At 39.1% G+C, this 17,589-nt stretch carries 10 protein-coding genes; 4 read left to right on the top strand and 6 right to left on the bottom strand.

Annotation, left to right across the window (positions count from 1 at the left end):
• Positions 1-166 precede the first annotated feature (166 nt).
• Positions 167-4,450 (top strand): DUF4347 domain-containing protein, encoded by a 4,284-nt coding sequence (locus V7K89_RS32350; protein ID WP_335194694.1) that lies wholly within the window; start codon positions 167-169, stop codon positions 4,448-4,450.
• Positions 4,451-4,807: 357 nt separating this feature from the next.
• Here the strand turns inward: V7K89_RS32350 and rpiA are convergent, their stop codons facing one another.
• Positions 4,808-5,518 carry a ribose-5-phosphate isomerase RpiA gene (gene rpiA / locus V7K89_RS32355; protein WP_335194696.1) on the bottom strand — a complete coding sequence of 237 codons (711 nt, stop codon included), beginning with the start codon at positions 5,516-5,518 and terminating at the stop codon, positions 4,808-4,810.
• Positions 5,519-5,698: 180 nt separating this feature from the next.
• On the opposite strand from rpiA, the gene V7K89_RS32360 reads away from it, so the two are divergent.
• Both V7K89_RS32360 and V7K89_RS32365 read left to right on the top strand, forming a co-directional pair.
• Positions 5,699-5,908: a hypothetical protein gene (locus V7K89_RS32360; RefSeq protein WP_335194698.1), complete on the top strand. Its 210-nt coding sequence runs from the start codon at positions 5,699-5,701 to the stop codon at positions 5,906-5,908.
• A 424-nt stretch (positions 5,909-6,332) separates the two neighbouring features.
• Positions 6,333-7,007 (top strand): S-layer homology domain-containing protein, encoded by a 675-nt coding sequence (locus V7K89_RS32365; RefSeq protein ID WP_335194776.1) that lies wholly within the window; start codon positions 6,333-6,335, stop codon positions 7,005-7,007.
• 30 nt (positions 7,008-7,037) lie between these two features.
• Here the strand turns inward: V7K89_RS32365 and V7K89_RS32370 are convergent, their stop codons facing one another.
• From V7K89_RS32370 to V7K89_RS32390, 5 genes are all read right to left on the bottom strand, one after another.
• The gene (locus V7K89_RS32370) at positions 7,038-8,372 is read right to left on the bottom strand and encodes a hypothetical protein (RefSeq protein WP_335194700.1); all 1,335 of its coding nucleotides are present in this window, start codon (positions 8,370-8,372) and stop codon (positions 7,038-7,040) included.
• Between the two features lie 192 nt (positions 8,373-8,564).
• Entirely contained in the window at positions 8,565-8,726 is a 162-nt protein-coding gene (locus V7K89_RS32375; protein WP_335194702.1) for a hypothetical protein, read from the bottom strand.
• 380 nt (positions 8,727-9,106) lie between these two features.
• The gene (locus V7K89_RS32380) at positions 9,107-10,129 is read right to left on the bottom strand and encodes a hypothetical protein (protein WP_335194704.1); all 1,023 of its coding nucleotides are present in this window, start codon (positions 10,127-10,129) and stop codon (positions 9,107-9,109) included.
• Positions 10,126-10,377 carry a hypothetical protein gene (locus V7K89_RS32385; RefSeq protein ID WP_335194706.1) on the bottom strand — a complete coding sequence of 84 codons (252 nt, stop codon included), beginning with the start codon at positions 10,375-10,377 and terminating at the stop codon, positions 10,126-10,128. Before V7K89_RS32385 ends, V7K89_RS32380 begins: the two co-directional genes overlap by 4 nt.
• A gap of 1 nt (position 10,378) precedes the next feature.
• The gene (locus V7K89_RS32390) at positions 10,379-14,317 is read right to left on the bottom strand and encodes a hypothetical protein (protein ID WP_335194708.1); all 3,939 of its coding nucleotides are present in this window, start codon (positions 14,315-14,317) and stop codon (positions 10,379-10,381) included.
• Positions 14,318-14,629: 312 nt separating this feature from the next.
• Here V7K89_RS32390 and V7K89_RS32395 point away from each other — a divergent pair, with 312 nt between their 5' ends.
• Positions 14,630-17,491, top strand: a complete 2,862-nt coding sequence (locus tag V7K89_RS32395; protein ID WP_335194710.1) for a DUF3131 domain-containing protein — start codon at positions 14,630-14,632, stop codon at positions 17,489-17,491.
• Positions 17,492-17,589 lie beyond the last annotated feature (98 nt).

Below are 17,589 nucleotides of genomic sequence, written 5' to 3' on the forward strand. Positions count from 1 at the left end.
ATTACTTTACAAAAGTGGCAATTTACTAGATGATGACAACGAAAGGGAATAATACATTAGTAAACATCTAGTTCTTTTTTACTTTCAGTAGTTGTGTGAAAACCCTGTAATTACAAGGCTGAAGTCGGTTTGAGTTTCCCTCATTACCATAGCTCGAAGTAACAAAATGGCAACGTTACATACCTCAAACTTCCTAGAAAATCACGCAACTTCTACCTCATGTACCTATAGTTTAGTCTTCATCGACATGGCGGTTGAAGACTATAGCAATTTAATCAATGGCGTGCTTGATAATGCTCAAGTGTTCGTGCTTGACTCGACACAAAACGGTGTTGAACAAATTACGAAAATTCTGGCGAGTTGCGTAGACGCGCAGCAGCTTGCCGTTAGACATCGCTCGAATTTGACTAACATTCATATTGTGTGCCACGGTGTCCCAGGTTGCTTACAATTGGGCAACACCCATTTAGGAATTGATACCCTCGATGAATACAGCCAGCAACTCCAACAATGGCAGAAGATATTTTCAGCCTCTGGCAAAAGCGATAACCCTAGTAACTTACTCATCTATGGTTGCAATGTGGCTTTGGGTGATGCAGGGGCAGAATTTGTAGAAAAACTGCACCAACTCACAGGAGCGAATATTGCCGCTTCTCGTCAGCGGATTGGCAATGCAGCATTAGGCGGTAACTGGGAGTTAGAAGTTCGCACTGCTGATATGGAAGTAAATCTTGCGTTTGCAGAAACGACGCGAGAAGCTTACCCAGGAGTACTAGCAACGTTTACAGTAAATAATACCGGAGACGCAGATGATGGCGATCGCAATAACGGCATCACAACACTCCGGGAGGCAATTAACTTAGCCAACGCTACTGCTGGGGATGATGCGATCGCTTTTGGAGGCGTGTTCACAGATACTACTCCAGATACCATCACGCTCACCTCTGGGCAACTGACGATTACCGATGATGTTACCATCTTGGGGACTGGGACATCTAAGCTTACTGTGAGTGGAAAGAATACCTCTACAGTATTCGAGATATCGGGACTAGGGACAGGTGTCAATATTAATGGACTGGCGATCGCTAGCGGCAGTATTAAAATTAATAGAACTTCCATCCTCAGCCTAGCAAAAAGTAGTGTGTCTGGTAATACAGCAGGAAGTGGCATCTCTAATAGCGGCATCCTCAGTCTTACTAACACCAGTGTCTTTGGCAATACGCAAGGTGGTATCTATAACGGTGGTATTCTCAGCCTAACTAATAGCAGTGTTTATGCCAATACCGCGGGAAGCAAGATTTATAATGGCAATACTGGAGGAGGCGGCATTTTTAATGACTCTTCCTCTGATAAAATTGGTATTCTCAGCCTAATTAACAGCAGTGTCTTTAGCAATACGGCAAACTCCGGCGCTGGCATCTATAATCGAGGCGGTACTCTCAGGCTGACCAATAGCACTGTCTCTGGCAATACTGCAACCTCTGGCGGTGGCATTTTTAACGGAAATGATGATGGTTATGGTTCCGGATCAGCTACTCTAACTAATAGCACCATCTCTGGCAATACAGCGTTAGAGGATGGCGGTGGCATATACAATGGCGGAGCCTACGCCAGTGGCAACAGCCTCACCCTAATTAGCACTACAATTAATAACAACACAGCTGACTCAGATGGTGATGGTACTGGCAATGGTGGGGGTGTTTTTAGTTCCTCTGATTCCTCTGTTAACGTCAAGGTTAGTAACACCATCATTGCAGGCAACTTCGACAAGTCCACCTCCGGTGATATACACCCCGACGTGAGTGGTGGGCTGATTGACTCCGGCAATAACCTGATTGGCAATAATACTGGTAGCACTGCCTTTACCACCAGCACCCTCGTCGGCACAAGTGCTAACCCCATTGACCCCAAACTCGGACTGCTGCAAAATAACGGTGGTGCAACCTTTACCCAGGCGTTACTTGCGAAAAGCCCTGCTATTGATGCTGGCAATAATTCTCTAGTTCCTAGTGGTGTCACCACTGACCAACGCGGCGGTCGATTTAACCGGATATTCAATGGTGTTGTTGATATTGGTGCTTACGAAGTCCAATCCTCTGTCACTCCGCCACCTGTTAATACTGGCACATTTGTGGTGACTAATACCAACGATTCTGGCTCAGGGTCATTGCGCCAGGCTATCCTCAATGCCAATTCGACTCTTGGGGCAGATACGATTACCTTTGCAGGCGTGTTTACCGATGCCACCCCAGATATTATCACCCTGACCTCTGGGAAACTAACCATCACCGATGATGTAACCATTTTGGGCGCTGGGGCATCTAACCTCATTGTGAGTGGGAATAATTCATCGGGCGTGTTTGAGATATCGGGTTCTGGAACAGATGCCAGCATTGATGGCTTGAAGATTGCTAATGCTAATGATCCCTTAGGCAGTATTTTGATCAATAGCAATACCAGCCTCAGCCTGACGGGAAGCAATGTTTCTGACAATACAGGGGAAGTAGGCGGCATATTTAATAGAGGCATTCTCAGTCTCATTAACAGCACTGTCTCTGGTAATAGAGGGTCATCATTCGGCGGGGGCATCTTTAACAAAGGCAACCTGAGCCTAACTAGCAGCACTGTCTCTAATAATTACGCATACGTCGGTTTCTACACAGCATATGGCGGTGGCATATTAAATACAGGTAGACTCAATATAAATAACAGCACTGTCTCTAATAATAATGCGTTCGCCAGTGGTCTTGATCGGGGAGGCCCAGACCCTTACCCATCTTACGGCGGCGGCATTTATAACTCAGGTACTGTCGATATCACTAGCAGCACTGTCTCTGGTAATGGTGCAGCAGACGGCGGTGGCATTTATAACTCAGGTACTTTTAGCCTGATTAACAGCACTGTCTATGATAATAGTGTATATTATACCGGCGGCGGTATCTTGAACAGCGGCACTCTCACCCTCACCAATGACACCATTACCAATAACGCAGCAGAAGGCTTTGGCTATAACGGTGTTAGTGGCAACGGTGGAGGTGTCCTCAGTAATGGCGGTAATGTTATCGTTGGTGATACCATCATTGCAGGCAATTCCTACACAGCCTATTCTGATGATTCTGGTTATTCCCGCGACGTTTCCGGTAAGTTCACTGACGCTGGTAATAACCTAATTGGCGACAACACAGGTAGCACCGGCTTTACTACCAGCACCCTCGTCGGCACCAGAACCAACCCCATTGATCCAAAACTCAGCCCCCTGCAAAATAACGGTGGTGCAACCTTTACTAATGCTTTACTTGCAGATAGTCCTGCAATTAACGCTGGCAATAATGCTTTGATTCCAGCAGGTATCACTACTGACCAACGCGGCACTGGATTTAACAGAATATCTAAGGGTAAAGTTGATATTGGTGCATTAGAGTTTAACGGACTGAATGGAACCAATGGCGCTGATAATTTAGTAGGCAAGAACTACAGTGACATAATTAACGCTCAAGCCGGGAACGATACCATCACAAGTAATCAAGGCAACGACATCCTAACTGGTGGCGGCGGTAAAGATAAATTTGTTTACAATTTAGGTGATGGTGTTGATACCATTACCGATTTTGGTGGGTTAGGTAAAGGCTCAAATCCATCAGCAGCAATCATTGCCGAAGTGGATACCCTCAAATTTCAAGGTGCTGGATTGACAGCTCAAAATCTACTACTTACCCAGAATTCTAACAATCTGGAAATCACCTTTGAAGGGGTGGCTGATGACAAAGTTATTCTGCAAAACTTTTCTGTGGAAAACCTAGAGAACGTATCGGCAGTAGGTAATATCCTGTTTAATGGGCAAACCAGTATTAGTGAAAGCTTTGATGTCTTCGATGCCAACTCCACCCAAAACGCTATCTTCAACAAGAACACAGTCACCTTTCTCAATGATTTGAACAACAATCTCAATGGCTTTGACAACTCAGCAGATGTTATTAATGGTCAAGGGGGTGATGACCGCATCGACGGCAAGAGTGGTAACGACCTGCTGCGCGGCGGTGCAGGTAACGATACTTTGCTTGGTGGTACTGGTAATGATACCCTGGTTGGTGGTACAGGTAATAATAGCCTCATTGGAGGTGCTGGTAATGACATCCTCATTGGCGGTGATTTTAATGATACCCTGACTGGCGGTAGCAGTAATGACCAGTTTATCTACCAAACCCTTAGCAATAGTGATACAATCACTGACTTTAATAAAAGCGAGGATAAATTAATCCTTACTGACTTGTTTAAGAGTCAAGGCTACAGTGGCAGCAATCCCATCTCAGATGGTTATCTACAGTTTGTGCAATCGGGTACTTCTACACAAGTTCAGTTTGCATACTCTGGTAACAATTTTTATACTTTTGCAACTTTGAATAATTTCACGGCGACAAATCTGGTAATTGGTACTAACGTCATCGTCTAGCGCTTAATTCTAGTCTGTAGCCACTGTCTTAAAAGTCAAGAGATCATTTAATAAATATTAGACATTTGGTGAAAAAGAACGTAGAGACGTAGCAGTTGCTATGTCTCTACAAGGGTTGTGGATAACGCATAATTAATTTGTGCAGATGTCTATCATGTCCGCTTAAACAGTTGTCATTGCGAACGGAGTGAAGCAATCGCAGAGACTTTGTGATTGCTTCTCTACGAGACGCTCCGCGAACGTTTCACTTCGTTCCACTCGCAATGACATATCACAAGTAATTTCCCGGATATCATATCATTGCTTAATTTTGGATTTTAGAATGTCTGTGAAATTTAAAATCCAAAATCTATACTCTTACAGTTGCCGCACTAATGGCTGACCATCTTTGACTTCACCAATCAAAACTAAATCGACACAGTTAACGAAGATACCATTTTCTAAGACGCCAGGAATGTTATTCAATGTGTTTTCTAGTCCGGCTGGATCTTCAATAGAGTCAAATCTGACATCTAAGACAAAATTCCCTTGATCGGTGATTACTGGGCCAGCTTTTTTTACACCCATGCGGAGTTCTGGTTTACCACCGAGTGTTTTGATGGCATTGGTAACAGGAGTAATTGCCATTGGAATCACTTCCACGGGCACAGCGAAACTAGAACCTAAGCGGTCTACTAACTTGCCACTGTCTACCACAACGATAAACTGTTCTGCTAGGTAGTCTACGACTTTTTCGCGGGTATGTGCTGCACCACCACCTTTAATCAAATTCTTTTGCGGATCGACTTCATCAGCGCCATCAATGGCAATATCGATGTGGTCAATAGCATCCAAGGTGGCGAGAGGGACACCATACTGCTTCGCCAGCACTTCTGACTGAAACGAGGTAGGTATACCAATGATATCTTTGAGTTCGCCAGACTTGAGGCGATCGCCCAAAAACTGAATCGTATATGCTGTAGTTGACCCCGTACCCAAGCCGACAATGGAACCCGACTTGACTAGGGCGGCGGCGGCTTTGCCAACTTCTTGCTTCATCAACTTTACGGGATCTGCTGCTGCTGTCATTCCCAAAACTCCTGAAAAACTGACTATAGTCCATAGTAGTGGGCAGATAACATCAAAAGATGAAAGGTAAAAAACAAGTTTTTGCTATTGATTAGGGATTTCCAAAATATAAAACATCCTAGTGTCCGGAATAAAGGAGATGACTGATGTATATATAATGTATATTAATATACGAAATTTATGAACTCACTCCAGTACACTGATTCTACTTTTAAGCAACTTTTCGCTGAGATTGACCCGGAAATAGCAAATACCTTCACGGTAGAGCAATTAGAAGCGATAAAAAAGGGTTTAGCCTCTCGTGCTAGGACACGTCATTCTTTAGACATAAGAGTTTCAGTACCAATTCCCGGATTAAAGTTTTATCTGGTGTTGCTAGCAGGTTCATAACGTCGCTCAAAAGTGCGTTTACGCTCTGAAAAAGGTTTATATCCTTTTTGGACTCCTGCCAATATCTTGTTCCTCATAGGATTTCTAATCATTCTATCGACTTGTAGCTACACTATATTTTCTTTTGCATTGTCTTCACTTACTCCCACATCTAGCTCCTATTACCCTACTTCAATTCCTTGGATTTACAATAAATCAGAATGCGAACAAACTGGTAGAATCTGGCATGATGGGAAGTGCTGGGATTCTGAACACAGTCCTAATTTTTAAAATTTCTAACTACACCCTACGTAGCAGGAGCAACATTGGCCAGCCTAAATTCGTCACTAACTGAGTTACAGGTTATTAGCAACACCCAACTTCGCCTGAACCTCAGTAACGTAGTTTTTTAAATTCACGTTAGCAGTTAAAAGTGCTTATCATGATGCGTCAGCTTTCAATTACTTTATCTTTAATAGCACTACTACAAAGCTTGCCAGCAATTGCTCAAGTACCAGAATCTACTTCTGGAATACCAGCTGATTCCATTCAACAGGTAACTGCTGTCAAATGGATGACAAACTTTCCCGATGGCAAGTTTTATCCCGAAAGGTTAGTGAGTCGGGCAGAATTAGCCTCGATTATGGTAAAAGCATTCCGCCTAGATAAAAGAGAAGCTGTTACCAAAGAAAATTTAACTATTCCAGATGTTCCTCGTTCTTATTGGGCATTTAATGATATACAAACAGTCCTAAAAACTGACATCATGAAAGGCTATCGGGGCAATGAATTTTTTCCTAATCAAAAGGTGACAAGGGCAGAAGCTCTGGCTATTTTCGCCCAGGCTTATGGTGTATTTCAATTTCCTGATAGCGCTGTAAATGAGATTCTGGCTTCACATCCAGATGAAAAATCTATCCCAGCTTGGGCTAGAAAAGCGATCGCTACAGTAGCTAGTGAAGGATTTCTGAATACAGATGCTCAAGGCAATATTTCTCCATTAAAACCCGTAACGCGTGGGGATATGGCTTATGTATTGAGTAAATATTTGCAACGACAACAGCAACAACCCGAAACACCAGAAGTTCCGATGATTCCAAATAGCCCACAATCACCTTAGCTAGACTTTATTGAGCCAACGTACTCAAAATTAGTTTTGACCCGGATTTCTATATTTGTCTCGAAGTTGGCGAAGAAGATATAAGGAATTAGATTGTGTTGGTTGCTGCAAGACATTATTCCCATAATTAGTTTGTGAGGGTAGGGTCGGTTGCTGCAAGCCATAATTCCCATAATTAGATTGTGATGGTTGGGTCGGTTGCTGCAAGCCATAATTCCCATAGATAGATTGTGGTGGCTGGGTCGGTTGCTGCAAGCCATAATTCCCATACCCTACAGGATTTGTGGGTGTAACAACACTTTGACTTTGGCTAGAGTAAGGTACAATATTACTTGGTGCTACATTAGGCACTACTTGACCGTTATTTAAATTGTTGTAGGCATTTTGCGGTAGGTTTGTACCCGTAGTTAAGCCATTGTTAGGTACTACTTGACCGTTATTTAAATTGTTGTAGGCATTTTGCGGTAAGTTCGTGCCCGTAGTTAAGCCATTGTTAGGTACTACTTGACCGTTATTTAAATTATTGTAGGAATTTTGTGGTAAGTTCGTACCCGTTGACGTGTTGCCTGTCCCAGGAGTTAACCCAGTACTTGGTAGAGAATTCTGACTGGTTAAACTGTTGATGGGTGGCGTTAGCGTTGTTCCTGGATTGGAGACTTGACCCGAAGTATTTGTCTGAATTGCAGTAGTACCATTGAAACTAGACAACTTCTGGTTTGTCGATTGGTTAAGCTGTGTTTGCAGAGGGTTGGTAGAAAGAGAATTTTGATTATTGTTGGTTTGATTTGGGAATCCAATACCCAGGCTAGAGGATGTTTGGTCTCCTCCTATTGGTTCAGACGCCGTATTTAAGGTTTTAAGACCTAGAAACTGGTTACTACTATTAACCGTTCCAGTACGCAATAAATTGTCTGTTTGGACGACAAAAGGATTTTTAAAGGTTGGGGAAGTGTCGCCGTTAACGCCTAAATCAGGATTTAATTTGGTATTATTAGCAGACTTTTGTTTGTTACTTACATCATCTAATGAGCCTTTGCTGTTTTTCGCCTCAGTCTTTTGCTCAGACCCATTTGCTGTTGATGAGAGAGTTGCTTGGTCAAAGTCATTAAATAAAACTGGCAGGTTATCAATATCTGCTGCAATAGCTTTGTTTTCTTCTGACAGGGAGGAATCAGCTGATTTTTCTATAACGACAGGTTTTTTTTGCTTAGAAACGAAAATATCTGGGTTTGACCAGTATTCCCAGGTTGCTAGCCCAACTACAGATAAAAAAATCGCAGTTCCCCAAAAACCAGGTCGCCCTAGATTCCATAACCTGGCTTTGAGATAGCGTAAGTAGGCGGGAGGATAATGACGATTTGGCATGGGATTGGTAATTGAGATTTACTATAAATTCCTAAAATTCCACAGAAGAGACATTGCTGTTTGATGCTTTTACTTGCCTGGTAAGGAAATGTCTCAACTGAAATTCGATTGTGATTTTATCGTAACTTCTCAAGAAATTATTAGTCATTATTAAGTCAAAAATTTATTAATAACTATTTTACACTAAACCGTTTAGTTTAAATTTTTTTTGAGTATTTTAGCTGCGATCGCTCCAGCTTCCATTTTCGTTATTTTGATTTTCCACAGGACTAGCAACTTATCGATGGTGCTTACCGAAGAATAGATAGCTTTTGCGATATCTACAATATTCACTTTGGGTAGCAGAGGTGGCATCTCTGCGGTGGAAATATTTAAAATACCCCGCTTTTGTCACTCTCCGAAAACTTTTGCCATAGAAAACTGCTGTAGTTAATAAAAAATAATTACCAACTGTAACTTCTTTGTAGCGATTCAGGTGCAGGGACAGGGCAAATGCATCACAATTTTGACAAAGTAGTAAGTAGAGGTGTGTTTAAAGTAGTATAAATAAACTAAATGAGTAATTAAGTGAGCGATCGCTAGCTCTACCTCTTTCAATAAATCCTAAATATATCAGAGATTGCTGATTTCTCGGCTTCTAAGCTTTTGTCGTTAGATGGCGATCGGGGTTTGCAGTGCAGTTTCCAAAATAAGCAGGCGCAGGGATGCCTTGATATTTAACATAAACCTGTTTTTCAATTTTCAATTAATACCTTTGCCACTTTTTGTAGCAAAGATGATTGACTATTATCACTGATCTTTAGAACATTTTGAGTTAATGTACTAAAATGTAAAGCTGTGATAGGATGCTCGATAAGTTCAGATGTCTGAATTTGCGTTTGGGAATATGTCTTCCCAATCAAATGATAAACTCTAAAACCTTTTTTTAGAGTACTATCAAGACTTTTCGCAGGCGGAACATAATTTTGTTCATAAGTACTAACAGTCTTTCCTAAATTATAAAATGTGACTAAATATACCCCTTGATGTTTAAGAAAATTTTTCAGAAATTGTTGGTCAGATTCAGTCAGATCAATTCCCGTATTGTTAATAATCTCTAATGATTCTACAGATTCTATATTTTTGATAAAAGGGTTTTCTAAGTAATGGTCAGCCTGAAAATGAAGGAGATTAAAATTAATACCACACTCACTTAAAAAATCCTCAAGTTTTGTCATAAGATTTTGATAATGATAAATCTGAGTCTTTTTGAACTTGTCAAAATCTTCCTGATCTTTAGGAAATTGCATAAAATGAATAGAATTTTTACAGCGAGCATCAAGGTCACGTTCAAAGTAGTAGTTCTTATTTTTATAAACTAACAACTCTCCCAAATCATTACTATCTGTAGTTATATACTCATCATTTGGTAACAATAGTCGTCTTTTTCGAGATAAGGTTAATGTGAGTACATTATAGTTATTGTATTTGATTAAAAGATTCTGTCCCCAGACTATTAAAGCATTTTCTGATTTGCTAAGACTCCTGGAATGCAGTAATAGTAACTCCTCAAAACCATTCATTGTCTCTACAGATAAACCTTGAGACAGAAGATAAAATTTAAAAACTAAATTAAAAATTCTTTCTTGATTCTTGCTAAATAACTGTTTCCATCCAGAATGGCTTTTATTTGGGGATAAAAAGAACACATTGTTTTTACCATCAACGTAGGAAAGGAAGTATTGAACATCTGAATATTTAGGTTTTACTCCATTCACAGAAAGCCGTTCTTGATCTGATTTTTAATAAATTTATGTCGTTTTTTGTAATAATCGGTCTGTGAATCTTCATCTTGGGAAGACTCATCTTTAGAAACTGGATATTCAGGAATAAAATGCTCAATTCCTGTATCCTTACTAAACAGATATAGGAAAAGTTTTTCAGCAACTTCTTCGGGCTTCATTAAAATCTGTAACTGGTTGGTTCTTGATTTATCTGAGAATGCTTTAGTCATTTTATCTCTCATCTTATTTCCCCTTTTGGAACAAAAAGTCTTTAAGTATATTAGATTCAACTGGTATATTGTAGCGATCAAAGTAAATCAAATTTCCCGAAAACAATGTTGGTGAGTATTGGTGATTTTTTTCTTTTTTTGCGTGCAAGTTTAGAAGTAACCCTCTCACAGTGCTAAATTCTGGATAGTCTGAAACAATAGCATCTAGCTTTTTTTGGGTTTTTTCCAACGTCTGATTTGAAAGGCGATTTCCTGAAGCTATACTCCATGCTTTAACATCAATACAAAACAGCGAATTGTCCTTGATATAGTACAAATCAAACCGCTCATACAATTTGGGATATTTTTTGAAATTTAGCAATTGCTCAAAACTGTAGGTGGCTTTTATAGCTTTCCAGTCTTTACCTTTGAAAACTACATCCTTAATCCAGCGTTCCGTAAAATTTTCGGTCAGTGATGGATACAACACATCATAAAAGAAATGTGGACGCGGAATATAAGTATTAAAAATTTCCGGTTGTGGAATCAACTCGTTGTACAATCTGTAAATTGAATCAGTTGAAGGATTTAACAAGTCAATTTCATTTTCTTCCAAATCGTAGCCTTGAGCATTTGTTTTGAGATTTTCGGGATATAACCGCTTCTGATAAGGATAGATTTTTTCTCCATTGATGCTATCGCTGACAATCTGAAATTTTTTACCATCTTCCTCTACAGAAGCTAAATATGGGGTAAATTCAGGTTGTTCCGCGTTATGATAAAATAATGAGTCAATAAATTCATCAGGAAATAGCTTTAACTCTCTTAAATTTTTTAGATATCTGTCTGGCTCTTTAAAAACAACAGGGTCGCGTAAAGCATTCCACTTTCTTGTGATAGCAAAAGCGTTTTTATCTTGATGAAAGTTTTCAATATCATCTAACATTTTTTCTCTAAAATTTTGGAAACTTAGAGAAGCACTAGCCTCCTGATAAACATGCTCATCATAATCATTAATTACTCTTTTATTCTCTTCTTCTTGAACACTTAAATAAACTTTGTAGTTATTAACGGAAAACTTACGAATTTCATTAGGTTCTTCTTGCTTCAGATATCTGTAAAAATTCACTAAATTTTTTCTGGTTTCTTCATTTACGAAAATCTTGATCACTTGGTTGGGAAAATCACGTCTCTCAGATCTGCCAATAGCTTGCAAAATTGCTTTTCCTAATAAAATTTGGTGTTGTTGATCTCGAAATGTTCCAGCTTCCGGTTGACTCAGATATTTGTTGAAATCTTTGATTTCCAGATTGGAGTCTCCTAAATTTACAATACTTTTCATTAACGCAAAATGATAACGTGTCGTAGATTTTTCAGACTCTTCTGATTTCTTAAGTGATGGTTTCATTATTGTATAGTAACTGTCCATTAACAAAACCAAAGAGTCAAAATCTTTTTCATCGCCGTTGTGATTTTTTATGATAGGGTTCAATCCTTTTGACGCTGACTGATAAGCCGAGATAAAGAAAATTTTTTGCCCTTGTTCTTCAACAAGCTCATTCAAATATGTTTTTTTAGTTATTTGATCAAAGTATTGACTATTGAAAGCTGCTTCATAAAAAATTATTTTTATACGAATATTACTCTGATATTCTTTATGCCTTAAATTGACATAATATATGTTTGGATGTTCTGATGATCTCTCAAGTCCAAAGTTACCATGATGAAGTTTATCCCAATAATTCATTAACTTTTTAATCCAGCGTAGAGTTTGAGTAAAAACAATTGTTTCTTTAATTAAATCTTCTTCAAAAAGATAAAATAAGAAACGAATAAAATTTTTTATCTCTTGGATTTTGTAAATACTAAACCAAGTACCATCATTCTTACAATCATTGATAAAATCTTTTAAAATATTGTTTTCAAATCTTTCTGCAACTTCTTGAGTTTGGTTATTGGGAAAAGATGATAAATTTTCATGGAAAAAATTTACTATAATCTGTCGGTTGCAATCACGCTGATTTCTGATCTCTTCACAAAGCAAGATTTCTTCTTCAACCATTGCCTTAAATGAAGTTTTACCAGATTCATTACGTAAATTATCTTCTAAATAACGCATATCATAACTTGTACTTAAATCTCCAGAAACCCCTCCTGTTGCTGAAATAAGAAAAATCACATTACTATTATTATTTAGCATGGAATTTATTTTGAATTCAGGCGATGTCAATATTGCAGTACTCCCAATAGAGACTTCCCTAAGCGTGCGATCAATCAAGTTATTTTTGGGATTTTGATAGCGAGAAATTTCTTTAATATTTATGATAGACTTATAACTTTCATAGACATAGGTACGGTTTAAGTTTTTGAGCAGTTGATTTGGTAATGAGCTTTCTTCACTTGCTTTTTGGACTTTAGCTATCTGTTTTGACCAAATATCTAAAGAACGAGATTGGGAATCTTCAGCGTCCAAAACATTAGCCAGAAAATATTTGATAGTTTTGATTTGTAATCGAACAGTCAGAATGGCATAAATCAATTCTGCTACAGAGGTATTGTCTGCAATTTTCTCCTCAGTTATGTGAACATGACCGCCGGGAGGTCTGGTTAAAAACAATTTTTTCAGAGGTTCAATGTTGTAAATGTATAGGTTGTTATATGAGAAAATGCTCATTAATTCATCACTGATTTTGTTGTAAAGCTGCTGAGGAATTAACAAACTTCTATTATTCTCAAATTTTGAAAAAACTCTAGATAACATTTCAAAATTTAATACAATGGGATTTTCTTGCTCGAAATCATTGAAAATTCCAACAATTTCTTCCATTGATTTATCAAGCTCTTTTTTAATCGTTACTACTTTTTCCAAAAATTTAATAGAATTTCCTTCCTCGAAGGTCAGCCGTTGATATACTGGGGCAAAATTTTGCAATCTTGGGTCAATATCTTTGTTTTTCTCAAAATGTTCTTGAAATTTGTGAAAAGCTCCCTTATTCTTCTCAACAAAACTTAGAAATTCTCTGTTTTGAGTAGAAAAAAGAATAGAAAATTCTCTATTAACAGATGATAGTGCATTATTAATTGCCAACATTTGAGGTGAGATGATATCAAGTTTTTCATCTAGCATAATTTGATAACCATCTTCCTGCTCATCAAATGCAAGGATAAACTTTCTGGAGGTATTCGTGTGCTGAATAATGTATTTGTCAAGCTCGTTGCTTTTTTTAACCCATGTTTTATCTTTATAGACAAAGTATGGAATAGCGGTTTCAAATTTATCATAAGTGAGCATTAAAATACCAGATTTATCTTGCAGGAGATAAAAGGGAAAAAATATCTCAACTAACTTTAAACATTCATTTATCCAACTTGAACGCTCCAATTTACATTTGATAGTAAATTCTAAAAAATTTTCAAGTAATTTATTTATTTCACGTCTTGCTCTCGTAGTCTCAGAGCTATTCAATTCCTCATCTCCAAAGCCTACAGTTTTGATATACTCAAGACGGCTTATGATTTTTTCTACTGTCTTAAGTCTTTGTTGATTTTCCTGAACCTTTTCATGAGGATATACTTTTGGATCAATCTTCCAAAACTGTTTGTTTTTAAGGATTGAATGGATCCATTTTTTGTATAATTTGATATATTCATCCGTCATTTTCATTTCTAATGAATTTAGTTTATAGACGGGAATATCTGGATATTGAGTAACGATTGAATTTGGAACACATAAATGTTCTCTTAATGGGGCAACATATATTCCAATTATCTGAGTATTTGGATACTGTTGAATTGTTTTATAAATTGCTTGAAACAATTGGTGAGTCTTTCCTGACCCTGTACCATAATTGATGAGTTTGAGTTGGGAAAGGTTTTCTCGAAAACTATCTTCAATTGTTGTAAGGTAGGAATTCAGAATTTGGGAACGAGCAGATTCTGAATGCTGGCTAAAAAAGTTTTGTGGCTTTTGCATTACGTGTAATAGCTTGATTTAGAGTAATACATAATACTTAAGCTTGACTTAACTGACATATCTTTAGCTCAAGGCGGTTGAAATTGCTGTATATTAGGGCAAATTTGGACTGCGCTTACTATATATAAAACTTTTCTTAAATCTCAAAAATATACCAGAAATCCTCCGTTTATTTACCCAATCTGTCATAAATATATAACAAATCTCCGTATAATTCACCCTGATATTTAGAACTTTTGCGAATATCATTCACTAGCGATACTCCACTTTATCGATAGCTGTACAGACGCGTTCTTAACTCCTTCTTTGCTTATGCTATACAAGCACCATCAACAAAAGCTGTTAAGATGGGTTGCATTGTTCCTAGTTGGAACATTTCTGCAATTACTGTTTTATATCCCAACACCAGTCTTATCTCAAAATTCCAATAGCTGTAGCAATATTACAACCCCGCTCACATCTGAAGAACAAACTTATGCTCGTGCGGCTTGGCAGTATTTTGTCAAAAATTATCAGCCAGCAACGGGATTTACCAATTCTACGGGGGGTTATCCTTCAGGTACACTCTGGGATATGGGTAACTACCTGATGGCATTGAATGCTGCACGATGGTTGAATCTTACCGATCAAGCAGATTTTGATTCCCGCCTTAATAAGTTTTTGACAACTCTCAACAGCTTGAAGTTATTTGAAGATGCTTTGCCCAATAAAGTCTATAACGCAGCCACTGCAAAGATGGTTGATTATGGCAACAATCCACTAGAACAGGGTATTGGTTGGTCTGCTTTGGATATTGGGCGAATACTGGCTGCGTTTGATGTCATCCGTACCTGCCATTCTCAATATAATGAGTGGCTCAAAGGAATCGTAGCAAAGTGGCAGGTGGCGCGATCGCTTAAAGATGGACAACTTTTTGGCGCTACTGTTCTCCCTGACAAGAAAACCTTACTAGTGCAAGAAGGACGACTCGGCTACGAAGAATACGGCGCTAGAGGTTATCAACTTTGGGGTTTCTCAGCATCCAAGGCTATTGCTTTAGAACCGTTTAAGTTAGTTGAAATTAATGGTGTGCAAATTCCTGTTGATAGTCGTGACTTTCAAAGTACCAACGCTAATAATTACGTTGTGAGTGAGTCTTATATCCTTGATGGGATTGAATTTGGCTTGCAAGGAGAGTTAGCTGATTTTGCTGCCAGGGTTTTAGATGTGCAAAAACGGCGTTTTGATACCACAGGTCAGTTAACTGCGGTAACAGAAGATAATATCGACCAAGCACCTTATTTTCTCTACAACACCGTTTACGCCAACGGTGCAAACTGGGCAACAATCACAGATGCCAATCAACCTTATCCCCAGTTTCGCAGCATCAGTACAAAAGCTGCTTTTGGCTGGCGCTATCTGTTTCCAGATAATGCTTATGCCCAAAAAGTTTTTGATGCAGTTAAGGATCTCCGCAGTCCTGATGATAGCGGTTACTATGCTGGTATCTATGAAGAATCAAAACAACCCAACAAAGCTTTGACAGGTAATACTAATGGGTTAATTTTGGAGATTTTATACTACAAAGCTAGAGGAAATCACCCGTTAATTGCTTCCACTTCTGCGAGTGTGTCTACTGGCAAGCCGAGTGAAAATGCTTCTTCAGCAACATCCTCAAATCAACCGAATTCTACTGGTAAGCCGAGTGAAAATGCTTCCTCAGCAACACCTGCAAATCAACCGAATTCTACTGTTACAACTTCGATCGCAACCCCTGCGGATACTTCTAAACCTACAGAAGTGACCGTTGCACCTATTCCACCTGTGGATAGTCCCCAGCCATCATCTAATTTGAAACTAGATCGACCACTGACGCCTATTGAACGGCGCTATGCAGAGGCGGCTTGGGGATACTTTCAAGCAAATTATCATTCCCAGAGTGGGCTGATAGACGATCGCAGTGATTTCAAAGGTGCAACCCTCTGGGGATTGGGAGATTATCTCGCTGCACTCCACGCGGCGCGATCGCTTGATATAATTACCCCCAAAGAATTTGATCGGCGTACCCGTCATCTCTTGGGAGCTTTGACAAAGTTACCGTTATTTGCTGGGGAATTGCCGGGTCGAGGTTATGATACCAGAACTCTCCAACCAGTCGATTATGGTGGAAATCCAGTTCCCGAAGGAAACGGTTGGTCAGCTTTAGATTTGGGTAGAATACTGGCAGCGCTGTACAACTTAAAAAGCTGTCATCCAGAATATACGGCTGCTGTAGATAAAATTGTGCTGGATTGGTCATACTTGCGTGTGGTGCGCGAAGGTATTCTCTCCAGTGCCACCGTTAGCAAAGAGCAAGATGGGCGATATCTGACTCGCGTTAACCCCGAAACTCGCTTGGGTTATGAGGAATATGCTGCTCGTGCTTTTCAATTATGGGGATTTAATCTCGATCGTTCTGCTGTTGGAGGTGAATATCAAACTACCTCAGTGGAGAAATTGAAAGTCCCAATTCAACGCCATCGCACAGATACTAATTCTAAAAACCAATACACAGTTAGCAATCCTTTTGTACTCTATGCATTGGAGTTTGGATTAGATCCAAAAATGCGATCGCTCTTTGAACCAATTTTTCTAGCACAAGCTGAACGTTACCGTCGCACTGGCACCCTCACAGCCTCAGCCACCACCTTGATTGATCGTAAACCTTATACTGTCCACAGCACAATTACTGGACAAGGTAAGTCTTGGGTAGCTTTAGGAGATGACGGTAAACCACTACCAAAGGGACGATTAGTCAGTACAGCAGTTGCTTTTGCCTATAATGTACTGCTTCCAGACAATAAGTATAGTCAAGAGTTACTACAAGGAACGACTGACTTATACAATCCATTAGCCGGATTTTATGAGGGCTTCTATGAAACTACGGGTAAAACAGCAGTTGGTTTTACCAATAGCACTAACAGTATGATTTTGCAATCCTTGCTATACAAGGTGATGAATCAACAACCTTTAATTCGTCCCACCAATAACATGAAATCTCCTTGGTGGCAAGAAGTTAGTAAAGAAAATTCTGGGCGAGGTTTACCCAACATTGCTAGACAACAAACCAAGTTAATTTCTGATAGTTCTGGAAGTTACTGGGTTTCAGATAGTGAAAAGGCTCCACTAGTAACTGGTACAAAAGTCACACAATAAGTTGAAACGCAATTTACTTTTAGCTCATCCCTGAAGGGGTGGGCTTTCACACTGACTTTATGTAATTACCAAGTTGTGTTTGTTATTAATCAGTTGTA

The sequence above is a fragment of the Nostoc sp. genome, assembly GCF_036917515.1.
In the GTDB taxonomy this organism is placed as follows: Bacteria; Cyanobacteriota; Cyanobacteriia; order Cyanobacteriales; family Nostocaceae; genus Nostoc.

Excerpts from the sequence above, each read along its gene's own strand:
- V7K89_RS32350 (WP_335194694.1), top strand. The coding sequence starts at position 167 with ATGGCAACGTTACATACCTCAAACTTCCTAGAAAATCACGCAACTTCT.
- rpiA (WP_335194696.1), bottom strand. The coding sequence starts at position 5,518 with ATGACAGCAGCAGCAGATCCCGTAAAGTTGATGAAGCAAGAAGTTGGC.
- V7K89_RS32360 (WP_335194698.1), top strand. The coding sequence starts at position 5,699 with ATGAACTCACTCCAGTACACTGATTCTACTTTTAAGCAACTTTTCGCT.
- V7K89_RS32365 (WP_335194776.1), top strand. The coding sequence starts at position 6,333 with ATGCGTCAGCTTTCAATTACTTTATCTTTAATAGCACTACTACAAAGC.
- V7K89_RS32370 (WP_335194700.1), bottom strand. The coding sequence starts at position 8,372 with ATGCCAAATCGTCATTATCCTCCCGCCTACTTACGCTATCTCAAAGCC.
- V7K89_RS32375 (WP_335194702.1), bottom strand. The coding sequence starts at position 8,726 with ATGCCACCTCTGCTACCCAAAGTGAATATTGTAGATATCGCAAAAGCT.
- V7K89_RS32385 (WP_335194706.1), bottom strand. The coding sequence starts at position 10,377 with ATGAGAGATAAAATGACTAAAGCATTCTCAGATAAATCAAGAACCAAC.
- V7K89_RS32390 (WP_335194708.1), bottom strand. The coding sequence starts at position 14,317 with ATGCAAAAGCCACAAAACTTTTTTAGCCAGCATTCAGAATCTGCTCGT.
- V7K89_RS32395 (WP_335194710.1), top strand. The coding sequence starts at position 14,630 with ATGCTATACAAGCACCATCAACAAAAGCTGTTAAGATGGGTTGCATTG.